Below are 22826 nucleotides of genomic sequence, written 5' to 3' on the forward strand. Positions count from 1 at the left end.
TAACTGTGTTTTGTGGCTTGGGGAACAGCCGGTGCCGGGTGTGGGCGTTGCCTTGTCGGGACCAAAAATGCTTACAACGCAAAACGCTGTAACATTTCCCAAATATTGACGATTTGGGCCGGTTGTGTTACAATATTAATGCACCACCCGGTACGGATAAACTGATAAATGGGGGCGATGTGGTTTCGACGGGGGAAGTGAAGGCAAGGGGAGCGAGCCGGGGTTGTCGCCAGCCCGTAAAACGGTGGCAAAGGCTATAAACGCCAAGAACGAAACCTACGCTCTGGCTGCTTAAGACAGCCAGCATCCCACCCGCTTAAGCCCGCGGAGCGGGATCGGGGTGTCACACAAGCGGACTCACCCGGCGCCAATTCTCGGAGGCGTTCGGGGAAATTCATCGAGATAGCTCCCGCGGAGCCTGGCTGTAGGCGCCAAACGGAGCAAAGTTTAAACTACAGCCTACGCTCGTAGCCGCCCCTTGTGGTCATTCTTTCGGACGGTGGGTTCAACTCCCCCCGCCTCCACCATGAACACAACCGCTGAACATTCAGCGGTTTTTGTTGTGTTGTGTAGCAGACATAACTTCGTAGGTTCGGTAATTTGATGTTAGTAGAGTATGTGTCCGCGAAAGTTGGTGCTTAGTCTTAATTCCCTTGGGCTTAAGGCAAGCCTAACGGCATTCCGGGCAGCAGGGGGTACCGGCGGCGTCACGCATGACCCGCCGGAAGGGCCGGTCGCAGTGCGGGCAGAGGGGTGGCTCGATCCGGCCGTCCAGGGGATTGTAGTGGAGCAAGAAGGAGAAGACTTCGTCCCGCTGCTGGATGCGGAGCCGCAGTTCGATCTTGGGCTGGTAGTACACGACCAGGCCGTCCAGGGCAGCCCGGGCGCTGACGGCGTAGCGCTCCCGAATGTCCTTCCCGCGCCGCGCTCGGTCGGTTTCGCAGGCCGCCAGTTGCTGCTGCAGGCGTTGCTGGCGGGCCGGGTCATCCGTCTTGGACAGCCGGCGCTGGAGCGCGGCCATGTTTTCTGCGAAGTAGCGCTCCATCTTCGCCAACTCACGGTCCCGATGGCCGGCGGAGGACGCCTCCAGCACGGCGGCGCGCTCCTGGGCCAGCCGGTCCAGGGCGAGACAAGCCCGAGCGTGGAGTTCAGCCAGGGGGCGTTCGCGCCGGCGCGGCCAGTAGTAGGGCCGTTCGGCGGCAGGCGGGACGCGCGCCCAGTGAAGCAGGAGTTCGTTCCGGACCTGACCGGTGCTGCCGTCGACCAGCACCGGGATCATCTCCTCAACCTGGTCGTAGGACTGGAAGACGGTGCGGAAGTCGAACCGGTAGCAGGCATGTTCGTACACCGCCCAGCCTTCGAGCGCGGGCGCCTTGCACTTGACGAAGTCGAACTCCGTGGCCAGGAAGTGCTCCAGGCGGGCGGGCAGGCGGACATCGGCGTCCGGCCAGAAGACCTCGGTGAAGCGGCCGGTTTCCAGGGCGGCACGCACGATGCGGTCGAGCAGGTCACTGCCGTAGGTGAGAAAGACGCTGTCCGGGTTTTCCCGGGCGACCTCGTAGTCGAAGGCCAGCCGGAGGACAGGCGCGCCCAGGGTGCCGGCCAAGGCATCGGGCACCAGGACGTCCACCAGTTCGAAGCCCGCCTCCTCCACGACCGCGCCGGCGCGGCGCAGGTAGGCGAGCACGAATTCTTTTAGATTGCGGGCGTCCGGAGCCCCGGGCGTGAGCAGTGCGCCGCTAGTCATCGGCCATCAGCTCCCCCAGCAGCTTGTCGTCCAGGGCCTTCAGGGCGTCGTAGTGCTGCCGGGCGGCAAGCAGTTGGTTGCCGAGGGCTTCCATCTCGCGCCGTACGGCCTGGTCGTCACCGGCGCGGGCCCAGATGTCCAGGATGATATCCTCGAAGTCCCGCTTGTCCCGGATGTTGCCCAGGATCATCTCCAGTTCGCCGATCACCAGCTGGAACATATTGATCTTGGCGTCCAGGAGTTCGAGGAGGTGGGCCTCGACGGTCTCCGCAGCCGAGAGGTTGTAGATCAGGACCTCGCGGGTCTGTCCGAGGCGGTGCAATCGGCCGATGCGCTGTTCGATGCGCATCGGGTTCCAGGGCAGATCGTAGTTGATCAGAATCCGGCAGAACTGGAGGTTACGGCCCTCGCTGCCAGTATCGGTGGAGACCAGAAACTGGGCCTGGGTGGCGAAAAGCCGGAGTTGCTCTTCTTTTTCGCCCCGCCGCATCTGCCCGTGGAGTTCGGCCACCGCGCAGCCCTGTCCCCGCAGGGTACGGGCCAGGAGACGCTGGGTCTCGACGAAGCCGGTGAAGATAACGGCCTTTTCGGTGACCCGCGCCAGGAGGCGAAGAAGCGCGGCCAGCTTACCCCGGTCCGCGACGCGCTGTCCCTGCGCAGCCAGGGTGTCGAGGACGCGGCGCAAGGCGGCGGGGTATTCTTCCCGGGCCGCCATCTTCTTCAGGGTGGACACCGTGGCCTCGATGCTGCTGCCGGCCTCGCGCTGGAGGGTTTTGAGGACAAACTGACTGACGCCGCCCGTGGCGGCCGCTACGCCGGCCGTGTAGTGGCCGCGGATGAAGGCGGTCATCCGGCGGTAAAAGGCCATCTCGTCGGGGGCGAGGGCCACCTGGACCACCTCGGCCCGGCGCCGGGAGTGGATGGCGCCGGTTTCGCTGCGCCGGTTGCGGACCATCACCTCGCGGACCAACTGCTTCAAGCCGGACGTGTTCCGGGGTTTCAGCGGGTCGCCGGGCGTGATGTACTTGCGCTTGAAGGAGGCGGCCGTTTCCAGTTGCCCCGGGGCGAGCAGGGTGATCAGGTTGAACAGTTCCTCCAGGTCGTTTTCCACCGGTGTAGCCGTCAGGAGCAGGATGTACTTCTTCTTCAGGCCGGATACGAAGCGGTGGGCCTGAGTATTGCGGTTCTTCAGGTGGTGCGCTTCATCGACAATCACCATGTCGAAGGTTTCGGCCAGCACCGCCTCGCGCCGTCCTTCCCGCTTCGCGGTGTCCAGGGAGGCGATGATCCGGTCGAAGGCGCGCCAAGGGTCGGCGCTGGCCCGGAAGGCGCTGTCATCGTAAAGGATGAAGTCCAAGCTGAACTTGGTGTACATCTCGGTACGCCATTGCTCGGCCAGGCTCGGCGGGGTTAGGATGAGCACCCGGCGGACCAGGCCGCGGAGCAGGTATTCCATCAGGATCAGGCCGGCCTCAATGGTCTTGCCCAGCCCGACCTCGTCGCAGAGCAGGGCCCGCCCGCGCAAATTCTTCAGGACATGGCGGACGGTGGCCACCTGGTAATCCAGGATTTCGATGTCGCGGGCGGCGTGGAGGGAGAGCAGGGTGTCGAAGCCCGGGCTGACCGAGAGGCGCACGGCCTGCTGCCGGAGATAATAGTCGGAAAGCGGGGCGGGCGGTCCGGCGAGCAGCCCGAGTACGGCGGCTGCCTGCTCCAGGTCGACGGACACCTGCTGCAGACCGGCGGGGAGCTTGAGCTGCCGGGCGGACGGGGATTTCTCTGCCGCCGGCCGGACCCGGAGTTCGCCGTCTCCGGCGAGGGCGGCCAGGAACCGGGTGGTGCCCAAGCGCTTGAAGAAGCGCCCCAAGCCCTTCCCGACAAGCGCTCCTTCGGCGGCGTCGAACACGCACTGCACCCGGTGGTCCTTCTGGTCGCGGACGGTCAGTGTGCCCCCGGCCAGCGGGCCGAGCAGCGCGGCGAGCGTCCGGTCCGGAACCAGGAAGTCCAATTCCAATAGTTCGGGATCGCGCACTTCAAAGGGATACCAGTCCAAATGTCGGAACCCCCATAGGCTTTGATCGATGATTCACGATATTGTTCGAGGTTTTGACACAGTTTTCCTGTTAGCGCAAAAAGTGCACATGGATTCTCTCACAAGATGCGGGTTCTGTGGTGCCCGTCCGGGGGAGACAAGTATTCGAACCGGAGAGATGACCAGTTTCATCTACGCCTGCCCCAAGTGCAGACGCAATTACTGTGACCAGTGTTCAACCCGCGGAAGCAGTCCGGAATTCGCTGTGTGCTTTCGATGCGACGATTCGGAGATGAAAAGGGTTGCACAAGACCAAAGGGAATGGCGTGCGGGCTGCGCATTCCTTGTGCTAAGGACTAGTCCGCAGGGCCGCCGGATTCACCTCCGGGACCAGTCCTTCCCGGGCGGCCCGGCTGAGCAGCGTGGCTACCGCCTCATACCCGGTTTCGCCCAAATCCATGGTGTACTCGTTCACGTAGAGCTTGATGTGCGCCTCCACCACTTCCGGGGCCAACTCCTGGGCGCGGCTCAGCACGTATTCCCGCGATGCCTCCGGGTGGGCCCAAGCGTACGCCAGGGAGGCCTGGATCCAGCTGGCGACCGCCGGCAGATCCAGTGACCGGCGGGCGATGATCGCTCCCAGTGGCAGTGGCAGGCCGGTTTCGGCTTCCCACCAACGGCCCAGGTCGGCCAACAGGGTCAGCCCATAGGATGGATAGGTGAAGCGCGCCTCGTGGATGACCAGCCCGGCATCAACCAGACCGTCGCGCACCGCCGGCATGATCTCGTTGAACGGCAGGACCACGATCTCGCCTACGCTCTCCGGCACGTGCCGGGCCGTCCATAGCTGGAACAGCAGGTAGGCGGTTGACCGCTCACCGGGCACCGCCACCCGCCGGCCGGCAAGCGCCGCCGGGCCGTTCGCGCCGCCTGTCCGGTCGGGTGTAAGCACCAGCGGCCCGCACCCCCGGCCCAGCGCGCCCCCGCACGGCAGCAGCGCGTACTCGGACAGCACCCACGGCAGTGCCGCATACGAGATCTTGAGCACCTCCGGCCCGTTGACGCCGGCCGCCAGACTGTTCGTGATGTCGATATCCGCATAGGTGACGTCGAGTTTCGGCGCGCCGGGTATCAGTCCGTGTACCCAGGCGTGGAAAATGAACGTGTCGTTGGGGCAGGGAGAGAAGACAATTTTCATGGCAACACCTCTAATAGTACTGCGCAGGCTGCTTCCAGAACGCCCAGAGCCTCGTTGATGCGCCACGCGGTCCGGTCACGCGGACCGACCAGGTTTGAGATGGCGCGAAGCTCCAGAACCGGCACACCGCGCTCCTGGGCTGCGAAAGCCACACCATACCCCTCCATGGCCTCGGCGGTGGCCCTCGGCACCCTTGCGGCCAGTTCCGCGGCACTCTCAGCCGTACCCGTCACCGTCGACACCGTGAGCACCGGGCCGGTTGTGACCGGCAACTCGGCGGTGCGCAACGCCTCAGCCACAGCGTTCACCAGGTTGACATCGACCTGGATGCGGGTGGAGCCGAAACCCAACTCATCCAAACTGGCAAAACCTTCGGGGGTTTCCACTCCCAGGTCGGCGGCGATGATCTCGTTCGCCACCACGAGGGAGCCCACCTCTGCCCTGCCGGGAAAGCCGCCGCCGATACCGGCGCTTACGGCCAGGCCGTACCCGGCGGCGGCCAACGCCTTCGCCGTGTTGGCCGCCGCCGCCACCGGGCCGACGCCGGCCGCCACGACGTCAAACCTCCCGTCGCCTTTAAGCCCGCGCCACACCGCTTCTTTCTCTGCCGGGACGGCGACCACCACGAGGATACGCATTCCCGCTTCCCACCCTGTAAGGCCGGATGGTATTTCGTTTTCTCCCTACATGATGCTACATAAACTGCATCCGCACAAGCGGGGGCTTTGGCCGCCTGCGCCCCGTGATCCCGGCTGATCCGGCGGGTCTTTGCCTTAAACCCCCGGCGCCGCTTTCCGCCGCCGTAGGCCACGAATTCCAGGGCGGGCCCGGTTTCAGGGAATATCGGGAGCGAATTTGGGGGACACCATCCTTCTACCGGAAATGCGTCTACCAGAAATGCGTAATTGGGGTGGACCAAGATTTATCAGCACTTGGTAGGCAACTCGGATTAGGAATGCTTTGCCGGAACGATGAGGGATCGGGGCGACGGCAGGACCGCTGAAGAGGAGAATCCGCCGCGCGGCGCGAACTTGTATTGTTGAGTATTGGTGACGGGGAGGGGTTCACCATCGAAACACCCGTGCAGCCCGCGGCGCGGGAGGCGCGCCTTGCGGTGGTCTACGATCCGATCTATCTAGAGCACGACACCGGTTCCCACCCGGAAAGCGCGGAGCGGCTCCGCCACGCAACGGCCGCCCTGCACGCCGCCGGCCGTTTTGAGCGGGCGGCCCTAGTGCGACCCCGGCGAGCCACGGAGGCGGAAGTGGAGCGGGTGCATGCGGCGGAATACCTGGCCGATGTCCGGGAAGCGTGCCGGCAGGGCCGGCGGCGCCTGGACCCGGACACCGCCGTCTGTCCGGCCAGCTACGAGGTGGCCATGTGGGCCGCCGGCGGCGCCCTCACCGCCCTGGAGGTGGTTATGGACGGCCGGTTTGACCGGGCCCTGGCGCTCGTGCGGCCGCCCGGCCACCACGCCCTGCCCGCGCGGTCGATGGGGTTCTGCCTGTTCAACAACGTGGCGGTGGCCGCCCGGCACGCGCTCGAGGTCTACGGCCTGGAGCGCATCCTGGTGGTGGACTGGGACTTCCACCACGGCAACGGGACCGAGGAGATCTTCTATGAAGACCCCCGCGTGCTTTTCTTTTCAATCCACAGCCGGTATGGCTACCCGGGCACCGGCCACGCCGACCGGGTGGGGCGGGGGGAGGGAGCCGGGTTCAACATCAACGTGCCCCTGCCCGACAGCGCGGGCGACGCCGGGTGTGAGGCCGCCTTCCGGGAAGTCCTGGTGCCGGCCGCCGGCGACTACCGTCCCGAGCTGGTGATGGTCTCCGCGGGCCAGGACGGGTACTACGCCGACCCGCTCGGGGGGCTCGGGCTGACGCCCGCCGGCTACGCACGTCTGGCGGGCCTCGTCCGGGAGATTGCCGAGGCCCACTGCGGCGGCCGGATCGTGGCCGCCCTGGAGGGGGGTTACCACTTGAAGGGGCTGGCCGAGACTCTAGGGGTGGTCCTCGACGCCTGGTTGTAGCGTGTGCGGTCCGCGGATCGTTACCGCCCTGACCATCGGCTACGGCGACTACGTACCCTGACCGCAGGCGGCTGCGTCATCCGCCATTATTGCGGCAATGACGAGGTTCACGTAGATCAGATATACCCTTTAGCCACCACCAGACGGTGGACCAGGGCCGCCCCCTGGATGCGGGTCAGGTGTTCGCCTCCTTTGAAATGGAGTTCATCGCCGGCCGGAACGCCACTGATGTAACCTGCCTGATGGCAGGCCAGCACCGACGGTTTGGCCCACGCTCCAATGGATGCCGCATCGGCAAACAGACTACCGAGTGTATCATCGACTTTCTTCTGGTCGGTTTCAAGCTTCAACTGGGCAACACGGGCTAAGAGCACCGCCGCCTGCTGCCGGGTAAGGGTACCGTTGACACCCATTATCGGGCAGGTTCCATCTGGGTTGCCGCGCAAGACGCCGTGGGCAACCGCAGTCTCCATAAGCTGCCTCCGGTCCGTATCCAACGCATCGAATTCCTTAAAGGTTGAACGGTACGGTGGATCAACCGGTTTCAACCGCAGTCCCTTGACCAGCATGGCGGCGAATTCTCCCCGCGAAATATTTGTTTCTCTGGAATAGGATCGGTTGAGAAAGAGGCCGAAGTAATCCTCTCCTACCGAAGGGTCATAGGGATAGCGCCAGGGGTTTTCCTTCCAGTTGCAGGGTTCCATCACGCCCTTGACCCAAAGCGGGTATATGGAGTGATAAGCCCATCCCAGCCGTTCAAAATCGCGGAACCCGGAAACGGCGGCAAAAACTCCATAGTAACCATCGATTCGACCTGACAGGGTAACCGCAATCTTGTTTCCGCTTACTTTCCCCCCCAAGTTGGTGTCCTCGTGGTCGGTAATCCTGAAGACGGTCAGTTCGGAATCGGCGCCGGTGGCAGTGTATGGATGGAATGCCAGGGTCAATACCGCCGAATCGGCCAGGGTTCCGTACCTGTCGCTGCTTTCAAGGCGTACCACCGGGCTGCGTAACAAATACCGCTTGGGCGGAACGATGGAATCCCTGAGGGTAACGGTGACGGATTGGTCCTTGGACTTGTTGCGACCGTCCATCAGGTAATTGTTTTTCCCGAAATCAAGACCGACGGTTTTGCTAAAAAAATCCGACTTGGGAGTCTTTGTAATGTCCAAGATCCGATAGATCGCGCCATCCAGGGGCCGGTCCGTATAGTCAACAGTTATTTTTATGGTTTGCTTTGATTCGCCGCTTCCGTTGATCGTGATCGTATTCTTGCCCGGCTTGAGCGGGTAGTACTTGACCTCCGCACTACGGCCTGAGATTACCGCGTCAACCTCTGGCTGGGTGGTGGTGACTTTCCAATCGTCATCAGCCTTGTCCAAGGTGAAGGTGGCAACCACCCCGATCTTGATCTGCGTGGCCGTGGAACGAAACGACACCTTTATTCTGACAGTGTTGTTGTTGGTCGAGACCGTTTCTTCATTCTTGACGGATTCTCCGTCCACGGAGACACCCGTGATCGGCGCAGTCGTGGCGTACCCCCGATTGAAGGAACCTGATAAAGTAAGCATAAATAAAAACAATGCTGTCAAGATAAAGACACGGCAGAGGCGTGAACTAATAAACATGGTTGTCACCTCAAACCTTGGTAGATTAACGAATTTATTTCATAATTCGCCAAAAAAATCGTTCTCCCTCCTACACAGGGGCCGAGGGTGTTGAATTCGAGGGAGGCCCTCATCGTGACGCCTTACATTATGATGTCATAACGCTATCATAAATTCTAATGAGTAAAAATATGAAGATGTAAGGCGGATCCTCAAGCGCATTGACGTATTGAGAGACGAACCACGTCCAACCGGTTGTGAGAAGCTTTCGACCCAGGGGCCGATACCGTTGCCCCGCATCGGCCCGCCGCAGTGGGCCTGGAAATTTGGGCCTGTGGACAACGCGGGCCGAAAAATGGTATGAAATATGGTATGAAATTATGAAATTATGAAATTTAGGTAGGTTGGTCGACTAACCGGCAAATCGGGGAGAGGTGAGACAAATGTCCAAAATGCTAGCCAAAGACATAATGACGAGCGAAGTCATCACCGTCCATCCTGAGGACGACGTGGAGAAGGTCGCGCAGCTGCTGCTGGAGCACCACATCAGCGGGCTGCCCGTGGTGGACGAAGGCGGAAAACTGGTCGGGGTGGTGACCGAAGGGGACCTGGTGTTCCGAGAAAAGAAAGTACGGGCTCCGCTCTACGTGATGGTTTTCGACAGCCTCATCTACCTGGAGAAGCCCAAACGTTTCATTGAGGAAATCAGGCGCACCGTCGCCCAGAAGGTGGGCGACCTGATGTCCACGAAGCTCTACACGGTGGGGCCGGAAGCACCCATTGAGGATGTCGCCACCATTATCGTGGACCGGGGCATCAACCGGGTGCCGGTGGTCGACGCCGAGAACAGGTTGCTCGGGATAATCAGCCGCCAGGATATCATCCGGGCAACCTTCGGCAAGTAAGAAGAGTTTCTGAGGTTTTTAAGGTCTGACCCCGTGGTTACTTGCGCCAGAACCCGGGATTCAACAGGGCGAGCACGGTGAACAGCTCGAGGCGCCCGACGAGCATGCAAAAAGACAGGACTAGCTTGCCGGCCACCGGGACGGCCGCGTAGTTAGCGGCCGGGCCGACCAGGCCGAGCCCCGGGCCGATGTTGCTCATGGTGGCGACCACGGAAGCAAAAGCGCTGACGAGATCGAGACCCAAAGCCCCCATCACCAGCACGGCGCCGCTGAAAAGGCCCAGGTACAAAACCAGGAAGGCCTGCACGCCGTCGGCGACCTCCGCCGGGATGACCGAACGGCCGACGCGGATGGGGATGACGGCCTGGGGGTGAATCAGCTTCTGGAGTTGCCGGAGAGCGAGCTTTGCCAGGATCATGATCCGGATGATCTTGATACCGCCTCCGGTTGATCCGGCACAGGCACCGACGAACATCAGGAGCAGCAGCACCAGGCGGCTCAGGTCGGGCCACTGGTCAAAGTCGGCGGTGGCGAAGCCGGTCGAGGTCATGACCGAGGACACCTGGAAGAGGGAGTGCCTTACCGAGGTTTCCACGGAGTACCCGGCGGTGCTCACCAGGTTATGGCTGATTACCGCCACCGCCGCCAACATCACCAGGAGGTACACCCGGGTTTCGCTGTCTTTCCAGATGACCGCCGGGTTGCCCTGCAAGGCCTTGATGTGCAGGGCGAAGCTCATCCCGCAGATAACCATGAAAAACACGATGATCAACTCGACGGCCAGGCTGTCGTAGGCGCCCACGCTTAAGTTCCGGTTGGAGAAGCCCCCGGTCGCCACCGTGCCGAACGTGTGGATCAGGCTGTCGAACCAGGTCATTCCCGCGGCGCGCAAAGCCACGATCTGGAGCAGGGTAAAAACCATATACACCTTGAACAGCTGGCGCGACGTTTGAGCGACCCGAGGCAGCGCCTTGGCCTTGGTGGGGCCGGAAACCTCGGCGCGGTAAAACTGCATACCGGCGATCCGTAACGAGGGGATAAGGGCGACCAGCAGAACGACGGTGCCGATCCCGCCGATCCAGTGGGTGAGGCTGCGCCAGAAAAGGAGCCCCGGCGGCAACGCCTCGATATCGGTCAGGATGGACGCCCCGGTGGTGGTGAAGCCGGACATGGTCTCAAAGAAGGCGTCCACGGGGTGGGGGATCGCCCCGCTCACCACGAAGGGCACCGACCCGAAAAGCGCTGTCAAGAACCAACCCAGGGCGGCGACGACAAAACCTTCGCGGTAGCCGACATCCTGGTAGTCGACCTTGCGCCTGACCAAGATGATCCCGGCCAGGGCCGTGACGGCGCAGCCCACGGCCAGCGCCGCAGCATCGGTGCTTTGATAATAGACGGCAATTCCCAGGCAGAGCAGGAGGGCCGCTGCTTCGCCCAACAGCAGGATGCCCAGGATCCTGAAAACGAGCTGCCTGTTCAGACCAACATCTCCTAGTTGAACAAAGTCTCGATCTCATTCACGTGGAATCCAACGGCGAACACCACCAGCCGGTCACTGCCTTTCAGCACCGCGTCGCCCTTGGGGATGATGATCTCATTGCCCCGCTTGATGGCCCCGATGATGATCCCCTCCGGCAGAACCAGCTTGCTGATCGGCTTACCCACCATCCGGCTGTTCGGGCTCAGGATCAGCTCGAGCACCTCCGCCTTGTCGTTCAGCAAGAGCACCAGGGAAAGGAGGCGGCCGCCGCGGATGTAACGGAGGATCGCGCTGGCCATGATCAGGCGCGGGCTGATGGCTGCGTCCACTCCCAACTGTTCGACCAGGGAAGTATAATTGGGACGGCTGACCTTGGCGATGACCTGCTTGGCCCCTAACTGCTTAGCCAATAAGGCGACGAGCAGGTTTTCCTCGTCCAGGCCCGTCACCGCCACAAACCCATCGGTTTCCCGGATCCCCTCACGTTTCAGCAAATCGATGTCGGAACCGTCCCCCCGCAGAATGAGGGCGTCCGGCAGGCGTTCGGCCAGGTCCCGGCAGCGCTCGGGATCCTGTTCGATGATCTTTGGTTTCAGCCCCAGGGAGCAGAGCTTCTCCCCCAGGTAGAAGCCGATCCGCCCGCCGCCGAGAATGATCACGTTTGTTGCGCCCTGGTGGCGTTTGTGCTTGAGCCGCGCGGCGAACTTGCCGATGCTGTCCACGTGCCCGATCAAGTATAGGGTGTCACCGGGCATGATCACGTCCGATCCGCCCGGCATAATCATCTGCCCTTTGCGGGAAATGCCCACGATCAAGCAGGATTCCGGGATATCGATGTCCATCACCCGCCGGTTCACGATATGGCGATGCGATTCGTCGATGGTGACGTCGGCCATCTGGACCCGGCCGTCGGCGAACGGTTCGGTGTGCACCGGCAGGGACACTGTCAGCAGCCGGGCGATTTCCAGGGCGGCACTGTAGTCGGGGTTGATGATCAGGTCGAGTCCGAGATCCTCCTTGGGGACCACCAGGTCCCGCACATACACCGGGTCGCGGATGCGGGCCACCGTTTTGGGCACGCCCAGCTTCTTGGCCATGAGGCAGGCGATCATGTTGATCTCGTCGGAGTCGGTCACCGCGGCCACGAGATCGCTCTTCAGGACTTCGGGGAGGGTGAGCACGGAAGCGCTTGAAGCGTTCCCCTTCACGCAGAGCACGTCCATCTGCTGCTCAATCAGAGCCAGCTTGCGCTCGTCGCGGTCGATGACCACGATGTCGTGGTTGTCCGTGTCAAGGCGGCGCGCGATCTCGAGGCCCACTTTTCCGGCTCCGATAATGGTCACCCGCACGCGAAATACCCCTCTCCGCAGAGTTCTCTCTAAATCTATAAGGCTAACGAGGGGAAATAGCAACAAACAGATTTTATCCTTTATGATTGTTTTGAGTCCGCTAGGCATTTGCGCTCTCCCGGTGTCCGCCATACTCAGGTAGGCGGTGCGTAGATGCCCGAAGGTAACTGCAGGACAGGCCGCTTTTTCGGCCCGGCCTTCATCATTGCCCGGAAGACCGGACTCCTGGTGCGGGAAGTGATCGGACTCGAGATGGCCTGGGGAGCGCCCACAGGTTATGGCACGCAACTGACCCTGAACGGTACCTTCGACTTCACCGACCACGGCGGGAAAGTCACTTCGCCCGACGTATCCGGTGCCGTGGCCGCTAAACCATAGTTCAACAGTGGCGGGTATGGGGCCTGAACGGGAGCTTCTCGTCAGGGGGAGGCTCCTGTTGTTCCCCTGGCATCTTCGGTCAGGGTCTGCCGGTAGACTTCATGCACCCGGCCAAAAACGCCCTCCCAAGTCATGGCCTCCAGCAAACCGGAAACCCGCTCGGACCGGGGCGATTCTCCCTGCAGGCAGCGCCGCAGTTGCCGGTCAATGGCGGCCGCAAGTTCGGCCGTGAATCGGGGGAGGTCCGCCGGTTCGGGCTCGTCGGGCCCGAGCAGGCGGGGCAATGGAACCCGCTCCACAACCCCCGTCCGGTCCAACTCCCGCGGTAGCCATGTGTCCATCCCGGGAAGATCGGTCACCACCATTCGGCAACCGCAGGCGATGGATTCCAGCACCACCAGAGGCAAACCCTCGTAGAACGAAGGCAACACGAAAAGGTCGGCGTTCCTGAACACTTCAGCCAGTTCCTCCTGGGGCAGGGCGCCTAAAAAGATGATCCGGTCGCCGTGCCCCGGGGCCTTTTGCTGAATGGCGGCCACTTCTTCCCCTCCCCCGGATCCTGCGACCAGCAGACGCACCTTCAGCCCCCCGGGAGGGTCGAGCCGGTTCACGGCCTCGATCAGCCAGGGCAGGCCCTTGGCTCGGCTTAGCTTGCCGGCGTACACGATGTTCAAGACCTCCCGGTCGCGGGGTCTGGAGCAGGAGGCGGGCGGACGGAAGACGTCGTTCCGGTAGCCGGCGCCAACGAGGACGATGCGTTCGAAAGGCAGAGCGTACAGCGCTGCAATCCTTTCGACTTGGCCGGAGTGCAGGGCCAGAACCCGGTCCACCCCGGAGCAGGCGGGCACGACAAACGGCGCCAGGGCCGGAACCAGTTCCAACTGGCGCAGGTCGGTGCCGTGGCAGGTGCAAACCAGGGGGGTTTCGGGGAACATCACCCGGGCCAGAGCGGTGACCAGCCACAGGTGGTGGCTGTGGATAACATGAGGATTAAAGTCTTTCACCGCTTCGGTTAACGTGTCCTGAAACGCCTGTAGGTAGGCGTCCAGCATGGCCGGGGTGAACTCCGAAAAGCGGGTGCTCTCGTAAGGCATCACGTCGCTCATGCCGGGCACGGGGAAATCGGCGGGAGGCGTCCCGAACCGGACCGTGAAGACCTGCGCCTCTTCCAGGGGGTTGAGCATCGGCGAGGGAGCCCCGGCCGGGATGCCCACCACCACCCGCTGGGCGATGCCGGCCCGGGCCCCCTGGCGTACCAGGGCTTCGAGATAGATCCCGCTGCCGGTCTTGCCTGGTTGCTGCGAAAGCAGGTGCAGGACCCGCAGGGGATCGGCCGGATGGGCGCCCGTACCGGTCAGACGGCGGGCCGGCCGGGTCGGGTGGTGCAAAAGGCGCCAGGCCGGGGTGTCCGGCCGCGGCCAGCGCCCTGTGGGCTGCAAACTCGGTCGGTGAGCGCGGGCGCGGGCCGGATTCCAGGGTTGCCGTTCCAGAGGGACTTCGCTGCCGGGCGGCACCGGCCCGAGCCACAGGTACACCCAGGCCGGCACCGTTTCCCCCGTTTCCTCTAGGACTGCCGGAAACAACTCCCGGCGGTAAAGGTCGCCAGCACCTTCCAGGCGGTCAAGGGCCGCCAGGGTCGGGTCGTCAACTTCATATACCTCGCCGCGCACCGCTTTCCCCGGCTCGCGCACCATCCCGGGGTAGTGCGGGGTCACCGCGTACATTCCGGCTCCGTGGACCAGTGCCGGACCGAGGAAACGCGCCTCCCGCAGGAAGCGGTGGTTGCTCCTTCCCCGCATGAGGGTGCCGTATACGAAGACCGGTGAAGACACGCCCGGAATTTCCTCCCCGCGCATGGCGACTTGGTACTGTCCACTATTGTACACTCTGGGGGCCGCAGGATGGTAGAGTTGGATTGGCGGTGGCGGTGGACCGCCACGCTTGGGAGTTGCGGATTGGGACTAGTTCAAATCATTGAGGTTCACCGGTTGGAAATCCCTCTGAAGCACGCCGTCTACCGAGACCACTACCGGAAAACGGCCCGCGTTGAAGGCGGCGCCAATTCGTCCCTGGCCGTCCAGGGCTAAAATCCCGCCCTGGACCCCCTTCATCTCGGCCAGCCTGCCCAACACCTTGCGGGCCGTTTCCTGTCGGGTGGGCCCCCGCAGCGACCAGTTCATCCACAGATCGGTTAGGCCGTTAAAGGATGTGCTCCTTGATCCAGAGCTGCAGCTCCTGGTTGATGTTGTAGATACCGTCCCGGCCGAGGGTAGCACCCTGTTCGACCAGGGCCTTGAGCAGCAGTTCGTTCGGGGGCTGTTGGTCCAGGTCGTCGCACTTGCTGCCGAAGCGGGTGATGTGGTAGAGGGACAGCCGGGGTTCCCCGAAGGCCACGTCGACCACGAAGGCGTAGCCGGTGCGCCGCTCCATGAAGTTGGCACTCTCGTCTTCCACGCGGAAGTCCCACATCAGCCTCCGTTTGACTTTTTCCATGTCTGGTTTCCCAAACACTTTGCCGCACCCCTCTTTTGCATTGAGTAGCAGTATGCCCATGCACCTATTCTTTTTGCGCGGCCTTTTTCCTCCCCGAAAACTACCGTTGCCCTGACATCCTCCAACCCCAACCACATCGTCCGGTATCGTGCCAAGAGTGAAATCACCGCACACCAGGCAGAGGTCAAAACATGTCCCGCCGGTCCCGTTCGCTTAGCGGCGACCGTGAGTTGTCGTTTTGCGGGGTTGAATGGTCTGTGTCTGGGTGATTGAGCGGCTTCGCCCGGTCCGTCACCAAACAACCCTTTGTTTCTACTGCTGGTTGTTCAGATACGTCTTTTTGCCGTAAATCTCTTGCTGCGCGGCAACGGCAACTGTATAGTCAGGTATCACAGATCAGGGAGGAGGGTGGTTTCGATGTTTGCTCGGCCTCTGCGGAAGCGTTAAGCGCGTCATAGATTCAAGAGAAGGGCTCAAGTAGGCATCTTACCTGTTTTCTCTAATCCGGGCCTATATCCGGGAAAGAGGGAAAGGGCACTTGACAAGGCGGTTGATACTTCGACTGCACACCCTGGCACAGAAACAATTTGGGAGGTGAAAAAAGCGTGTTTAAAAAGATACTGGTGGCTGTTGACGGGTACGCACCTTCCCTGGGCGCGGCCAAGGAAGCTGTGGAGATGGCCGGCCGCGAGGGTGCGGAAGTGGTGGCCCTGCAAGTGACGGAGGAAGTGCCGTTGCTCCAGGCGGAAAAGGAGGCGGAAACGGCCGCTCTAAAGGGGGCCGGGCTTCAACCCTTGACGGGTGAGCCGCTGGGCCTGGTTGCGGCCTTTGGCCGGCAGCGCGGGGTCACTGTCACCACCGTCAAAAAGAGCGGTCCCATTACCGGTGTGATCCTTGATGTGGCGAAGGAAACGAAATCAGACCTCATTGTCGTGGGGGATTCCGGGCGAAAGGGTCTGCAAAAGCTCTATTTCGGAAGTGTGGCCCGGGCCGTTTCAGAGCATGCGCGCTGTCCCGTTCTGATCATAAAGAAGGACACGGTCGACATAACCGAAATGTTGTCCATCTCCGCTGAGGCAGCGGCTGCTCCGGAGGATATGCCGTCCACCGCGGCGCTGGAGCCGGGGGTGCTCCGGAAAAAGATATCTTTTGCCAGCGGTCTCCTGGCACTTTACTCCGTAATGTACTTCGGGGCGGCTCTGTTGACCTCGGCCCCGTACAAGAATACGGCGGCCATCGAGCTGTTCGGGCTGCCGCTCGCCATCTGGGCGGGCTGGACGGCCATAATCGGCGGCGTGGTCATTACCAGGGCTTTCCTGATAAGATTGAATCAAGGGGAGGGCGGAGCGCGTGGATAACCCGATTGCCTTTACCATCGTCATTGCGAGCATTCTGCTCACAATGTATATCAGTTGGGCCAGCCGGCGGCACACGAGAACGACCGCGGCGTTTTACGTCGCCGAAGGGAAGATACCGTGGAGGCTCAACGGCGCCGCCATGCTGGGCGACTATTGCAGCGCCGCCAGTTTTCTGGGAGTCGCGGGCGCGGTGGCCCTGGTCGGCGTTGACGGCTGGTGGCTTGCTCTCGGCTTCTTCGCGGCGTGGATAGTGGTGCTCCTTGTGATTGCCGGACCTTTGAAGAGCACGGGCAAGTACACCGTGGGCGACGTCCTGAGCGCCCGCTTCGGCGGCCGGGAGAGCGGGATCAGGATCGTGGCGATGCTCAGCACCCTGGTGCTGTGCACTCTTTACCTTGTTCCCCAAATGGTCGGTGCCGGGCACCTTTTTAAGCTCCTGCTCGGGTGGGACTACCTGCCCACCGTCCTGGTGACCGGCACATTGATGGCGGTCTACGTGATCGTGGGCGGCATGCGGGGAACGACCTATAACCAGGCTATCCAGGGGATCCTTCTCTTTGGCGCAATGCTGGGCATCCTCATATGGGTCAGCATCTCTCACTTCGGGGGTAACCCACTGGCGATTGTGGAAAGAAGCCAGGAGATGGTTCCGCCGGCGGTCGTGACGAAGGAAGTGGCCGGGACGCTGGCCCAAATGGAAACGGCGGATGCCGCTGCCGCAGTCGCAACCGCCAGAGAGCAGATGCCCGATGCACCCGACGCGATCACTCCGGGAGTCGAGCTGCGGGACCTCGCGAACCAAGCCAGTCTGGTACTGGGGCTCTTTTTGGGGACGCTCGGGCTGCCGCACATCCTGATCCGGTTCTACACTGTGCGGAACGCGCGGGCCGCCCGTAAAAGCGCCGAGTTCACGATCTGGGGGCTCGCTATCTTCTACGCCGCGGTCCTCCTGGTCGGCCTGGCCGCGATGTACGTTATGTACCCCACGCTGGTCCAGCTTTTGGCCGAAGGCCAGCGCGGGAAAGCGACCAACATGGCTGTTCCAATGCTGGGTCAGTTGTTGGGCGGGGAAATAGTCCTGGGCATTATCGCCGCCGGAGCAATGGCGGCCATGCTGAGCACGGCAGTGGGGCTTCTTATTTCGGCTACCACCAGCCTATCCCACGATCTTTACGCTACCGTTCTGCGGCCGCAAAGCACCGACCGGGAACGGGTGCTTTTCGCGAAGACCGGCGCCGGGTTCCTGGCGGCTGTATCGATCGTCCTCGCCCTTTGGCTCCGGGACCAGAACGTCGGCGTGCTCGTCGCGATGTGCTTCGGCATCGCGGCTAGCACTTTTGCGCCGGCTCTGGTCTTCACCGTTTGGTGGACCCGGCTGACCAGGCAGGCGGTCGTGGCCGGGATGGGCGTGGGTTTGGTGCTGTCGCTCGTGCTGACCTTCGCCAAGTTCTTCAACGTGCCCCATCTCCTCGGCGTACCGGTGCTGGTCAACCCGGCGCTCTACAGTGTCCCGGCGGCTATACTGGTTACCGTGCTGGTTGCCTACCTGACGAAAGACACCGGCCGGGCGGATGAGTTTCTGGCCTCGGCCCACGGCAGCTAGTCCAAGGCTGAAGAGGCCGAACGGCGGCCCGGTGCGGCAGGCAAAAAACAACTCGATCCCTCAATAGCGTCCGGCGCCCCCCTTGCCGGACGCCTCTTTTTCTCTCTCCCAAAATCACCGTTGCCGGAAGATGCCGGTTGTGGTAAACTGTAAGCGAAAAGCGCGGTCACGAAGGCCGCTGGTTTCTGATTCTCAGACGGACATCATCAAAAGAAAGCATGCGCAAGACCACGAAGGTTGGCGTCCCAGAAAGGGGCGAGCCGTGGTCTTTTGTTTTTCGGCAGTCGGGGGGAGGTAAAGATTTGCATATTGCGGACGGGGTGCTCAGTGCGCCCGTAGTGGGTGCGGCCGCCGTGGCCGCCGGGGGACTCCTATGGTACTCAGCCCGTGGTTTAAAGGCGGAAGATGTGCCGCGCATCAGCCTCCTGGCCGGCGTTTTTTTCGTTTCGTCTTTGCTCCGGGTGCCCATCAGCGTGACCAGCGTTCACCCCGTGCTGCTGGGGTTGACCGGGGTGTTCCTGCGCCGCCGGGCCCCGCTGGCGGTCTTCCTGGGGCTCCTGCTACAGGCGCTCCTTTTCCAGCACGGCGGGCTGACCACTCTGGGGGCGAATCTTTTGATCATGGGCTTGCCCTCCCTGCTCGTCGGTCTGGCGTTTCCCGCTCTCCGCGGGGTGCCGCCCGCCCTGCGCGGCGCCCTCGGCGGCGGGCTGGCCGTTGTTTTGGCGGTGGCACTGCTAGTGTTTTTTCTGGTCTTAAGCGCCGAATACTATTACAGCGGTCCGTTCTCCCTGGTCTACGTCTTGGCGGCGGCCTACCTGCCAATTCTGCTGATCGAGGCGGCGCTTACCGGATTTGCGGTACGCCTGCTGCAGCAGGTCCGGCCGGAGTTGATCGGGTGCGGGCCGCAGTCTTGAGAAGAAAGCAAGGAGGGATCATTTTGGGAGTAGGGCACATTCACATCCAGGACATTGACGCGCACGCCGGGCTGGATTCCTGGCTGCACCGCTGGGAACCGCGGCTTAAAATCGGCGCCGGCACGGTCTTTGTGGTCGGGGTGGTGTTGCTGGAATCGCTGCCCCTGGTGGCCGCCGCCTTTGGGTTGGCGGTGCTGGCGGTGCTTTCCGCCGGGTTCCCGGTCCGTTTCCTGGCCGGGAGGATGTTGTGGGTTTTGCCTTTCCTGAGTCTGATGTTCATCACCATGGCCCTGGGCAACGGGCTGCCGCCTTCAGCGGCCGGCCTGAATTTCGCTGCTCTAGTTTCCCTGAAGGCCCTGACCGCCCTCACGGTGATGGTCGCCTTGCTGGGTACCCAACCCCTGCAGGCGCTGTTGAGCGCTCTGGCCCACCTGCGCCTCCCCCCGCTACCGGTGACGGCGCTGTTCCTCACCTATCGGTACCTGTTTCTGTTCCGGGATGAACTTCACTCCGCCCAGCGCTCCCTTGCCGCCCGGGCCTTCCGGCCCGGCCTGGACCGGCATTCCCTCCGCGCTTTCGGTGAGTTGACGGGCACAGTGCTCCTGGGGGCGCTGGACCGTTCCGAACGCGTCCACCGCGCCATGTCCGCCCGGGGCTTTGACGGCCGGCTGCACTCCGGCCCGGCGCGAGCGGTGCGGGCCGCCGACCTCGCCAAGGGGCTGGTTTCGGTGGCGGCCGTCATTCTGCTGGTGGTGCTGGACCGGGGGCTGCCCTTTTGAACGCTTTCGAGGTCGCGGACCTCTATTACACCTATCCGGACGGCACTCCCGCCCTCCAGGGAGTGTCCCTGGAGGCGCCGGCCGGGTCCCGGACGGCCCTTCTCGGAGCGAACGGCAGCGGGAAGAGCACTCTCCTCCTGCACCTGAACGGCCTGCTTTCCGCGAGGCGCGGCTCGGTCCGAGTGTTCGGCCGTGAAGTCGGCCCGGACAACCTGCGCGAAATCCGGCGCCGGGTGGGCCTGGTTTTCCAGAACCCCGACGACCAGCTTTTTTCCACTTCGGTGGCGGAGGACGTGGCCTTCGGTCCCCGGAACCTGGGGCTGAATCCCGGAGAGGTCCGGCGGCGGGTGATGTGGGCCCTGGACACCGTGGGCATCACCGCGCTGGCCCGGCGCCCGCCGCACCACCTAAGCCTGGGCCAGAAGAAACGGGCGGCCATCGCCGGGGTGCTGGCCATGGAGCCCGACCTCCTGGTGCTGGATGAACCCACCGCCGGCCTCGACCCGTCCGGCGTGCGCCAGTTGATGGAACTCTTGGCCGTGTTTCACGCCCAGGGCCGGACCATAGTCCTGGCCACCCACGACGTGGACTTGGCGTACGCCTGGGCCGACCGGGTGGCCGTTCTGGCGGACGGCCGGTTGGCAGCCGCTGGTCCCGCCGCCCTGCTGGAGGACGAGGATTTGATACTCTCGGCCGACCTGGAACTACCCGTGCTGCTCAGGGTGTTCCGGAACACCGGTGTCAAACCGCGCGATCCGGTCGAGGCCAACGCGTGGATCCGCCGGCACTGCCGGACGTATGTAGATTGACATTCAAAATCCGGGTGTGATTATGGCCACTCACCCCGGATTCTGTTTTCTTCGGCGGTTCTTGCATTATAATATTCCTCGGAGGCCGAAGCGGCCCTGATAATCAAACACCGGCAAGGAGGTTTTGGACGGTGCGGTTTAAAAGGAAATCTGTTATTGTGACCGGTGCGGCCCGGGGTATCGGCCTGGCCGTCGCGGAGGCATTCGTAAATGAGGGGGCGCTGGTCACAGTGGTCGACAAGGACCGGAAGGGCCGGGAAGTGGCAGACACGCTCGGCCGGATAAGCGGTGCTCTGTTCGTCGGTACCGACGTGTCCAAGCCCTTCGAGGTGGACGATGCCGTCCGCATGGCCGTCGAAACCTTCGGCGGCGTCGACATCCTGGTGAATAACGCCGCCGTCAGCGTTCCCGGGAGTGTCCTGGCCGTCTCGCCGAACGACTGGCGCCAAGTGCTGGATGTGAACCTGACCGGAGCCTACCTGTTTTCCCGGGCCTGCGTGCCGGAAATGGAACAGCGTGGGGGCGGGGTCATCATCAACATCGTGTCGGCTCAGGGGCTGGCCGCCGAACAGGGCAACGCCGCCTACATCGCCTCCAAAGGGGGGCTGATCGCCCTGACGAAAAGCATGGCTCTCGACCTGGCGTCCCTCAACATCAGGGTGAACGCGCTCTGTCCCGGAGCGATCGCCACCGAGAAGGTGGAAGAAACCCTGGCCGGTTACCCTGACCCGGAGAAGGCCCGCCGGGACTGGGCCGACCTGCACGCGCTCCGGCGGCTCGGAAGGCCGGAGGAGGTAGCCGCGGCCGTGCTTTTCCTGGCCAGTGCGGAAGCCTCGTTCATCACCGGGGCCGTGCTGCCGGTGGACGGCGGGATGCTCGCGTCCTTCGGGATGGCCGGCCGTCCGGTCGAGTAGAGGCGAATGTGTGCCCGGCACGGGTGCTGATTTGGAAAGCTGCTGCGGGTGAAGCGTCACGAGCCCGTTAGCCGCAAGGCGGGCCGGCCGGCGGGAAAGACGGCGGGTGCGGTCAACCGGTGCCGCTGCGGCAGGCGGGACAGTCCGGGTTTTTGGTGTAGGTGAATTCATCCCACGTCGCCGGGACGGCGTCCCAGACCAGGAGTCTCCCGACCAGCAGCCGACCGATGCCGGCGAGGTATTTGAGGGCCTCGGTGGCCTGGAGGCAGCCGATCATCCCGGCGACCGGACCGAGAATCCCGGCCGGCGGCGGTGTCGGGTTGCCGGTGGTTTCCGCGCCGAACAGGCAGTGCCAGCAGGGTCCTGAAGGCAGCAGGGTGGTGACGTGCCCGTAGTACTCGCTCACGGCGCCGTGCACCCACGGCCGGGACAGCTTCAGGCAGGTTTGATTCAGCAATCTCCTGGTTTCCAGGTTGTCGGTGCAGTCCAAGACCAGGTCGTAACCGTTGACCAGCCGCGCCGCGTTGTCCGCTTCCAGGCGGGTGCGGTGGAGCGCCACCTCGACCTGCGGGTTCAAGGCCCGCAGGCGCCGGGCGGCGACGTCGGCTTTGGCCTTGCCGAGATCGTCCGTGCCGTAGAGCACCTGCCGCTGCAGGTTGGTGATCTCCACCCGGTCATCTTCTATGATTGCGAGGCGGCCCACGCCGGCCGCCGCCAGGTAAAACAGTACGGCCGAGCCCAGGCCCCCCGCGCCTACCACCAGCACCCCGGACTCGGCCAGGCGTTGCTGCGTCTCCAGGGTCCAGCCCGGGAGGCTCAAGTTGCGGGCGTACCGTTCCTTCACGGCCCTCAGCCTCCCGCGACGGGTGGAAACACGGCCACCCGGTCCCCATGGGCGAGTACGCGTTCCGGTCCGGCGTGACGATTGTTCACCATTATGATTTTCACCTGGTCGAGCGGCACCCCGGCCTGCTCCAAAAGACCGGCGACGGACGTACCTGGTTCGGCTTGGTACAGGGTGCCCTCGCCCAGCGGCTGGGCCGGAAGGTACTTGCGCAGGGTGGCGTATACCCGCAATTCTACCTCCAAGCAACTCACTCCCTCAAAAAGGGGGACAGTCCCCTATTTTACCTTCTTTGATTTTCCACTTCCGGATTTTCCGCCTCCATGGAAAACGGGTGAGGCCCCAAGACGGGGAGGACCCCACCCGTTCCCGGTTTCCCCGATC

21 protein-coding genes and 1 other RNA gene are annotated in these 22826 nt (G+C 63.0%); 10 read left to right on the top strand and 12 right to left on the bottom strand.

Annotated elements, in window-relative coordinates:
* Positions 1-170 precede the first annotated feature (170 nt).
* Positions 171-527: a transfer-messenger RNA gene (gene ssrA, locus DAUD_RS11820) on the top strand.
* A 143-nt stretch (positions 528-670) separates the two neighbouring features.
* Here ssrA and DAUD_RS01360 read toward each other — a convergent pair.
* The 4 genes from DAUD_RS01360 to DAUD_RS01375 form a co-directional block, all read right to left on the bottom strand.
* On the bottom strand, positions 671-1747 hold the full coding sequence (locus tag DAUD_RS01360) for a hypothetical protein (protein WP_012301411.1): 1077 nt from the start codon (positions 1745-1747) through the stop codon (positions 671-673).
* Positions 1740-3800, bottom strand: a complete 2061-nt coding sequence (locus tag DAUD_RS01365; protein ID WP_242647862.1) for a DEAD/DEAH box helicase — start codon at positions 3798-3800, stop codon at positions 1740-1742. The genes DAUD_RS01360 and DAUD_RS01365 overlap by 8 nt, the downstream gene beginning before the upstream one ends.
* A 328-nt stretch (positions 3801-4128) precedes the next feature.
* Positions 4129-4977, bottom strand: a complete 849-nt coding sequence (locus tag DAUD_RS01370; RefSeq protein ID WP_012301413.1) for a 1,4-dihydroxy-6-naphthoate synthase — start codon at positions 4975-4977, stop codon at positions 4129-4131.
* Complete coding sequence (locus DAUD_RS01375) at positions 4974-5615, bottom strand: futalosine hydrolase (RefSeq protein ID WP_012301414.1); 642 nt, start codon at positions 5613-5615, stop codon at positions 4974-4976. Before DAUD_RS01375 ends, DAUD_RS01370 begins: the two co-directional genes overlap by 4 nt.
* A gap of 401 nt (positions 5616-6016) precedes the next feature.
* Here DAUD_RS01375 and DAUD_RS01380 point away from each other — a divergent pair, with 401 nt between their 5' ends.
* Entirely contained in the window at positions 6017-7009 is a 993-nt protein-coding gene (locus DAUD_RS01380; RefSeq protein WP_200858713.1) for a histone deacetylase family protein, read from the top strand.
* 116 nt (positions 7010-7125) lie between these two features.
* Here DAUD_RS01380 and DAUD_RS01385 read toward each other — a convergent pair whose 3' ends face one another.
* Positions 7126-8637, bottom strand: a complete 1512-nt coding sequence (locus tag DAUD_RS01385) for an S-layer homology domain-containing protein (RefSeq protein WP_012301416.1) — start codon at positions 8635-8637, stop codon at positions 7126-7128.
* Positions 8638-9059: 422 nt separating this feature from the next.
* Here DAUD_RS01385 and DAUD_RS01390 point away from each other — a divergent pair, with 422 nt between their 5' ends.
* Entirely contained in the window at positions 9060-9521 is a 462-nt protein-coding gene (locus tag DAUD_RS01390; protein WP_012301417.1) for a CBS domain-containing protein, read from the top strand.
* A 37-nt stretch (positions 9522-9558) separates the two neighbouring features.
* Here DAUD_RS01390 and DAUD_RS01395 read toward each other — a convergent pair whose 3' ends face one another.
* Both DAUD_RS01395 and trkA read right to left on the bottom strand, forming a co-directional pair.
* The gene (locus tag DAUD_RS01395; RefSeq protein WP_012301418.1) at positions 9559-10959 is read right to left on the bottom strand and encodes a TrkH family potassium uptake protein; all 1401 of its coding nucleotides are present in this window, start codon (positions 10957-10959) and stop codon (positions 9559-9561) included.
* Between the two features lie 53 nt (positions 10960-11012).
* On the bottom strand, positions 11013-12350 hold the full coding sequence (trkA, locus tag DAUD_RS01400; protein ID WP_012301419.1) for a Trk system potassium transporter TrkA: 1338 nt from the start codon (positions 12348-12350) through the stop codon (positions 11013-11015).
* Positions 12351-12503: 153 nt separating this feature from the next.
* Here trkA and DAUD_RS01405 point away from each other — a divergent pair, with 153 nt between their 5' ends.
* Positions 12504-12728 (top strand): hypothetical protein, encoded by a 225-nt coding sequence (locus DAUD_RS01405; protein ID WP_012301420.1) that lies wholly within the window; start codon positions 12504-12506, stop codon positions 12726-12728.
* Between the two features lie 41 nt (positions 12729-12769).
* Here the strand turns inward: DAUD_RS01405 and DAUD_RS11385 are convergent, their stop codons facing one another.
* From DAUD_RS11385 to DAUD_RS01425, 3 genes are all read right to left on the bottom strand, one after another.
* Positions 12770-14560 carry a gamma-glutamylcyclotransferase gene (locus tag DAUD_RS11385; RefSeq protein ID WP_012301421.1) on the bottom strand — a complete coding sequence of 597 codons (1791 nt, stop codon included), beginning with the start codon at positions 14558-14560 and terminating at the stop codon, positions 12770-12772.
* A gap of 129 nt (positions 14561-14689) precedes the next feature.
* A complete protein-coding gene (locus DAUD_RS01420; RefSeq protein WP_166485057.1) occupies positions 14690-14860 on the bottom strand; it encodes a hypothetical protein in 171 nt (56 codons plus the stop codon).
* Positions 14861-14927: 67 nt separating this feature from the next.
* Complete coding sequence (locus DAUD_RS01425) at positions 14928-15239, bottom strand: DVU0772 family protein (RefSeq protein WP_242647863.1); 312 nt, start codon at positions 15237-15239, stop codon at positions 14928-14930.
* Positions 15240-15826: 587 nt separating this feature from the next.
* Between DAUD_RS01425 and DAUD_RS11825 the strand changes: the two genes are divergently transcribed.
* The 6 genes from DAUD_RS11825 to DAUD_RS01455 all read left to right on the top strand — a co-directional run bounded on the left by DAUD_RS11825 (position 15827) and on the right by DAUD_RS01455 (position 21598).
* A complete protein-coding gene (locus DAUD_RS11825; protein ID WP_012301424.1) occupies positions 15827-16579 on the top strand; it encodes a universal stress protein in 753 nt (250 codons plus the stop codon).
* A complete protein-coding gene (locus DAUD_RS01435; RefSeq protein ID WP_012301425.1) occupies positions 16572-18182 on the top strand; it encodes a sodium/solute symporter in 1611 nt (536 codons plus the stop codon). The genes DAUD_RS11825 and DAUD_RS01435 overlap by 8 nt, the downstream gene beginning before the upstream one ends.
* 218 nt (positions 18183-18400) lie before the next feature.
* Positions 18401-19096: a CbiM family transporter gene (locus DAUD_RS01440; protein WP_012301426.1), complete on the top strand. Its 696-nt coding sequence runs from the start codon at positions 18401-18403 to the stop codon at positions 19094-19096.
* Between the two features lie 23 nt (positions 19097-19119).
* Positions 19120-19875 carry a cobalt ECF transporter T component CbiQ gene (gene cbiQ, locus DAUD_RS11390; RefSeq protein ID WP_049752526.1) on the top strand — a complete coding sequence of 252 codons (756 nt, stop codon included), beginning with the start codon at positions 19120-19122 and terminating at the stop codon, positions 19873-19875.
* Entirely contained in the window at positions 19872-20684 is an 813-nt protein-coding gene (locus tag DAUD_RS01450; protein ID WP_012301428.1) for an energy-coupling factor ABC transporter ATP-binding protein, read from the top strand. The genes cbiQ and DAUD_RS01450 overlap by 4 nt, the downstream gene beginning before the upstream one ends.
* A gap of 131 nt (positions 20685-20815) precedes the next feature.
* On the top strand, positions 20816-21598 hold the full coding sequence (locus DAUD_RS01455) for an SDR family NAD(P)-dependent oxidoreductase (protein WP_012301429.1): 783 nt from the start codon (positions 20816-20818) through the stop codon (positions 21596-21598).
* Between the two features lie 112 nt (positions 21599-21710).
* Here DAUD_RS01455 and DAUD_RS01460 read toward each other — a convergent pair whose 3' ends face one another.
* Both DAUD_RS01460 and DAUD_RS11830 read right to left on the bottom strand, forming a co-directional pair.
* Complete coding sequence (locus tag DAUD_RS01460; RefSeq protein ID WP_012301430.1) at positions 21711-22442, bottom strand: HesA/MoeB/ThiF family protein; 732 nt, start codon at positions 22440-22442, stop codon at positions 21711-21713.
* A 5-nt stretch (positions 22443-22447) separates the two neighbouring features.
* Positions 22448-22687, bottom strand: coding sequence for a MoaD/ThiS family protein (locus DAUD_RS11830; protein ID WP_041571032.1), 240 nt, complete (start codon positions 22685-22687; stop codon positions 22448-22450).
* Positions 22688-22826: the final 139 nt, after the last annotated feature.

Origin of the sequence: Candidatus Desulforudis audaxviator MP104C, from assembly GCF_000018425.1 — a bacterium.
Taxonomy (GTDB): domain Bacteria; phylum Bacillota; class Desulfotomaculia; order Desulfotomaculales; family Desulforudaceae; genus Desulforudis; species Desulforudis audaxviator.